Raw genomic sequence first — 4,862 nt, 5'->3', positions numbered from 1 at the left:
CCCGCCGATGGAGTGGAAGGTGCCGAGCCACGGCATGCCTTCCACGGCGTGGCCGAGCATCTGGCCGAGCCGGTGCTTCATCTCGCGCGCGGCCTTGTTGGTGAAGGTCACCGACAGGATCTCGGCGGGGCGCGCGCGGCCCTGGCTCAGGATATGGGCGATGCGCGTGGTCAATACGCGCGTCTTGCCGGTGCCGGCGCCGGCCAGCACCAGGACCGGGCCGTCCAATGTCTCGACGGCCTCGCGCTGCTCCGGATTGAGCCCGGAGAGGTATTTGGGGCCCACCGAGGCGCGCGCACGCGCGGCGATGCCGCCTGCTGCGGGCTGGTGGTCGGGTACGCCTGTGATCTTGCTCGGCTCGGTCATGCGAATCATTGGCCCCACGATGGCACCGCGGGGTGACGGGAGGGAGCCTTCTTAACAGGGGTTGCTGCCTATATGGGGCGCCGGGACAGGGTTTTCCACGTGCGCGGCAGGCCGATTTGTTCCTGCAAGGACCACGAATTTCGCTCCCGCGCGAGCCGGAACCATCGTTCCCGCGTCGAGATTGTCAGGGCAGGTGGCGCGGCAAGCCGCGTCGAGGCAGACAACATCAAGACGAGGGTTTGACCATGCTAGGCTGGGTTGTGACGTTTCTGGTTATCGCACTGATCGCCGGCATCCTGGGCTTTGGCGGCATCGCCGGCGCTTCGATCGAGATCGCCAAGATCATCTTCTTCATCGCAGTTGTTCTATTCTTGGTCTCGGCCGTCGTCGGCCTCGCCCGCGGCCGCACCAGGGTCTAGCGCAGCGTGTTCACCTCTCCCCGCTGGGGAGAGGTGAACACAAGCGGCAGACGTGGTTGCTACCGCTTCGAGGGCATCGCCACGTTGCGGCCAATGCCCTCGGGGCGTGCTACCGCGCTATGGGCCCTTATGACCGCAGCGATGCGCTCGCGAATATCCGGCGGAAACGGCGCAACGCGGCGTGCATTCATGTCCATGTGAAGCGACATGTTCTCGGACGTCGCCGACAGCCAGCCCTCGCTTGCGTGCCGCATCTCCTCGAATGTGTGCAGCCGCTTGTCGTCGGCCTCGAGCAGCCAGACGAAGACCTGCACGGGATCGCCGAGATGGATCTCGCGCAAATAGCGCACGTGGCATTCGGCGGTGAAGGTCGAGCCGCCTCGCTCCTTCATGTAAGTCGGCCCGATCCCGAGCTCGAGCCACAGCTGGTCGATCGCGCGGTCGAACATCACGTTGTAGTAGGCCATGTTGAGATGGCCGTTATAGTCGATCCATTGCGGCTCGATCTGCATGATCGAGGCGCGGAACGGCGCGGCTTTGGGCCTTGATGCGGCAGTCTCCGGCATGTTTCCTTCCAGCTATGCGTCCGGTCGCTTGACTTGACCGGCGTTATGTCCTTTGCCACGGTTCTTCTGTCGGGAGGAATTCCGTGGGTACGACCATCACCAATAATCCGCCGCGGCCGGAGCCGAAAGCCCTCGCGAGCGCGCTGGAGCAGCTTGCCGCACGCTTCGGCAACCGCCTCATCACCTCGCAGGCCGTGCGCGAGCAGCACGGCCATACCACCACGTGGATCGTCAACCAGCCGCCGGACGGCGTGGTGATGGCGCAGGAGACGGCCGACATCCAGGACGTGGTGCGGATCTGCGCGAAACATCGCGTGCCCGTCATTGCCTTCGGCACCGGCACCTCGCTCGAGGGCCAGGTCAACGCGCCGGCCGGCGGCATCTCGATCGACCTGCGCGACATGAACAAGGTGCTGGCGGTCCATGCCGAGGATCTCGACTGCGTGATCCAGCCCGGCGTCACCCGCAAGGCGCTGAACGAGCATCTCCGCGACCAGGGCCTGTTCTTCCCGATCGATCCCGGCGCGGACGCCTCGCTCGGCGGCATGGCCTCGACCCGCGCCTCCGGCACCAATGCGGTGCGCTACGGCACCATGCGCGACAGCGTGCTGGCGCTGAAGGTGGTGCGCGGCGACGGCGAGATCATCACGACCGGCACGCGCGCGAAGAAATCGTCTGCGGGCTACGACCTGACGCATCTGTTCGTCGGCGCCGAAGGCACGCTCGGCATCATCTCGGAATTGACCATTCGCCTGCGCGGCATCCCCGAGACGATCGCGGCAGGCGCAGTCTCGTTCGGGACCGTGCACGGCGCCTGCCAGGCCGTGATCCTGGCGATCCAGACCGGCATTCCCGTCGCGCGTATCGAGTTGCTCAATGCGGCGCAGGTCAAGGCCTGCAACGCCTATTCGAAGCTGACGCTGCCCGAGACGCCGCTTTTGCTGATGGAATTCCATGGCAGCGAGATCGAGGTCGGCGAGCAGTCCAGGGCCTTCGGCGAGATCGCAAGGGAGTGCGGCGGCGGCGACTTCTCCTGGACCACCAAGCCGGAGGACCGCACCAAGCTGTGGCAGGCGCGGCACGACGCCTATTGGTCCGTGAAGGCGCTGCGCCCCGGCGACAGCATCGGTGTGGTCGCGACCGACGTCTGTGTGCCGATTTCGCGGCTCGCCGATTGTGTCAGCGAGACCGAGGAGGATCTCAAGCGTCTCAACCTGCTGTCGCCGATCGTCGGCCATGTCGGCGACGGCAATTTCCACTGCTCGCTGGTCTGCGACACCAACGATGCCGACGAGATGGCGCGCGGTGAGGAGTTCATGCATCGCCTGGTCGAGCGCGCGCAGGCGATGGACGGCACCTGCACCGGCGAGCACGGCATCGGCCAGGGCAAGCAGAAATATCTCGAGGCGGAGCTCGGCCCCGAGGCGCTCGATGCGATGCGGGCGCTGAAGAAGGCGCTCGATCCGCTCAACATCTTCAACCCCGGCAAGATCGTGCCGGGGGCCTAAGGCCTGCGCCGCAAGGTATCGGGAACTTTCGGCAATCTCGCCGGTTCCAACTTCCGCGAATTTGCAATGCCTCGATGGCAGGGCTGTGCGCGGGAGGCTGCGATGGTGCGACCGGTCATTGGAATTGCCGCGGTGGCCTTTGCCTGCATGCTGGCGGGTGCGGCGCTGGCCAGGGGCGGACATGGCGGGGGCCATGGAGGTGGACACGGAGGCGGGCACGGAGGCGGGCACGGCGGTGGTCATCACGCTGGCGGCCATTTCGGCGGGCACGGCGGCGGGCATGCGCATGGCGGCGGCCATCACCGCGGAATGCGGTTCACAACCGGCGCCCGACGCGGTGGCCCGAACTTCGGTCGGATCCGCAATGCCGCGATACGGCCGGCGAACTTCCGCAATGCCCTGAACGCCAGCGCATTCCGGAACGGCCGGCTGATCAGCAATCCGGCGGCCCGTGCGCAGATCGCCGCGGCGGCCGCACTTGCCGGCTGGAGCGGCGCAAGCAGCGGATGGTGGCAGCATGCGGGCGGCGGCTATGGCTGGGTCGGACCGCTGTTCTGGCCGTTCGCCTATAACGATCTTTACGATTACGCGATCTGGGGCGACGGGCTCGGCTTCTGGGGCTACGGCTATCCGGACATCTATGCCGGCATCTTCGGTCCCTACGGTTATGATCGCCTGTCGGCCTATCTGCCGCAGCAGCCGCAGGGACGACGGCGGGCGCGCAGCGCGCCGCTCGATCAGCTCTGCGGCAGCGACCGCCGTGCCATCGTCGGTCTGCCGATCGATCAGATTGCAGCCGCGGTGCAGCCGACGGATGCGGAAGGCGCCGCTCTTGATGCGCTCGGCAACGCCTCGATCGACGCGGCAGCGCTGATCCGCGCGTCCTGTCCGACGCAGGCCGCAGCGACGGCCCCGGGCCGGCTCGCGGCGATGCAGCAGCGTGTCGAAGCCATGCAGAAGGCGGTCGATCTGGTCCAGCCCGCGCTCGAGACGTTCTATGGTTCGCTCACGGACGAGCAGAAGGCGCGCTTCAACGCGCTGGCTGACGATCAGCGTCGTGCCACGGCTACGAACAATGCGAGCGGATCGTTCGTGCAGAATTGCGGCGCGTCCGCCGCGTTCGATTGGCCCGGCGCCACGATCGAAGAAAGACTTCGTCCCAACGATACCCAGCGCGCGGCGCTCCAGGTGCTCCAGGACACCAGCGCCAAAGTCAGCGCATCGCTCAAGGCGGCCTGCGAGCCCAACGACGTGATGACACCGCCGGCACGCATGGCCGCGATCCGCAAGCGCCTCGACGCGATGCTGGACGGGATCAAGTCGGTGCGCGCGGCGCTCGATGATTTCTACGCCACGCTGAGCGACGAGCAGAAGGCGCAGTTCGAGGCGATCGGGCCGCGCCGCATGTCCTGAAAGAGCCGAGAGCCAACCAACATGGCGAGGAAAACCGCCTCGTCATCCCGGTCCGGTTCAATATACCGCTCGGGCAACAACAGCTCCAGGTTTCGCCGCCTGGGTTTATTGCTTGGGTGACTGCGCCTGCGCCGCCTTGAGCGCGCTCCTGCAGCCCTCCGAAAGCCGATCGAATTTGTCGATCATGCACTGCTTGATGCGCCCTGATCCGGGCATGATGCCAGAGCACAACGCCCGCATGTCGGCAGTGCAGGCTTGGCGTATCTCCTGTCGCTGCGCCTGTGCGGAAGACGCGGACGCGGCGGCGACCGCCGCAGTCAGCATTGCAGCGGCCGCGCGTCTCAGCTGATGCAAGCTTGGAGCTCTCACCATGCGCAGACCCTCCGAACGCCCAGGGGCGTGGCAGTCCACCAGCAGCGGCCGGCATGGGGAGGGATCACGTAGGCGTAGGGCCGATACGCATAGGGAATGGCGTCGCGCCGACACAGTCCATTGGGGGTGAGGTGCCAGCCGGGTTCACATCCGCCGCTCACCCGGATCAGATCGTCGGGAGCGAGGTGAGGGGTGGGCGGAAAGCCGTACGCAGCCGA

At 66.5% G+C, this 4,862-nt stretch carries 5 protein-coding genes; 3 read left to right on the top strand and 2 right to left on the bottom strand.

Features of this window, described 5'->3' with window-relative positions:
- Positions 1 to 375 (bottom strand): UvrD-helicase domain-containing protein (locus IC50_RS03445; protein ID WP_157460812.1); only part of this gene is annotated, 375 nt, incomplete at its 3' end.
- A gap of 236 nt (positions 376 to 611) precedes the next feature.
- On the opposite strand from IC50_RS03445, the gene IC50_RS03440 reads away from it, so the two are divergent.
- Positions 612 to 785 carry a DUF1328 domain-containing protein gene (locus IC50_RS03440; RefSeq protein ID WP_035700449.1) on the top strand — a complete coding sequence of 58 codons (174 nt, stop codon included), beginning with the start codon at positions 612 to 614 and terminating at the stop codon, positions 783 to 785.
- Positions 786 to 844: 59 nt separating this feature from the next.
- Here the strand turns inward: IC50_RS03440 and IC50_RS03435 are convergent, their stop codons facing one another.
- Positions 845 to 1,351, bottom strand: coding sequence for a thioesterase family protein (locus IC50_RS03435; protein WP_035700448.1), 507 nt, complete (start codon positions 1,349 to 1,351; stop codon positions 845 to 847).
- Between the two features lie 83 nt (positions 1,352 to 1,434).
- On the opposite strand from IC50_RS03435, the gene IC50_RS03430 reads away from it, so the two are divergent.
- Both IC50_RS03430 and IC50_RS03425 read left to right on the top strand, forming a co-directional pair.
- The gene (locus IC50_RS03430) at positions 1,435 to 2,859 is read left to right on the top strand and encodes an FAD-binding oxidoreductase (RefSeq protein ID WP_035700445.1); all 1,425 of its coding nucleotides are present in this window, start codon (positions 1,435 to 1,437) and stop codon (positions 2,857 to 2,859) included.
- 102 nt (positions 2,860 to 2,961) lie between these two features.
- Positions 2,962 to 4,272, top strand: coding sequence for a Spy/CpxP family protein refolding chaperone (locus IC50_RS03425; protein ID WP_035700443.1), 1,311 nt, complete (start codon positions 2,962 to 2,964; stop codon positions 4,270 to 4,272).
- Positions 4,273 to 4,862: the final 590 nt, after the last annotated feature.

Origin of the sequence: Bradyrhizobium genomosp. I (2014), from assembly GCF_000261685.1 — a bacterium.
Classification (GTDB): Bacteria; Pseudomonadota; Alphaproteobacteria; order Rhizobiales; family Xanthobacteraceae; genus Bradyrhizobium.
The sequence above is the reverse complement of the archived record's forward strand: the minus strand, read 5'-3'. Positions and strand labels throughout refer to the sequence as shown.

What these genes read in the sequence shown, in the direction of transcription:
- IC50_RS03440 (WP_035700449.1), top strand. Translation starts at nt 612, where the DNA reads ATGCTAGGCTGGGTTGTGACGTTTCTGGTTATCGCACTGATCGCCGGC.
- IC50_RS03435 (WP_035700448.1), bottom strand. Translation starts at nt 1,351, where the DNA reads ATGCCGGAGACTGCCGCATCAAGGCCCAAAGCCGCGCCGTTCCGCGCC.
- IC50_RS03425 (WP_035700443.1), top strand. Translation starts at nt 2,962, where the DNA reads ATGGTGCGACCGGTCATTGGAATTGCCGCGGTGGCCTTTGCCTGCATG.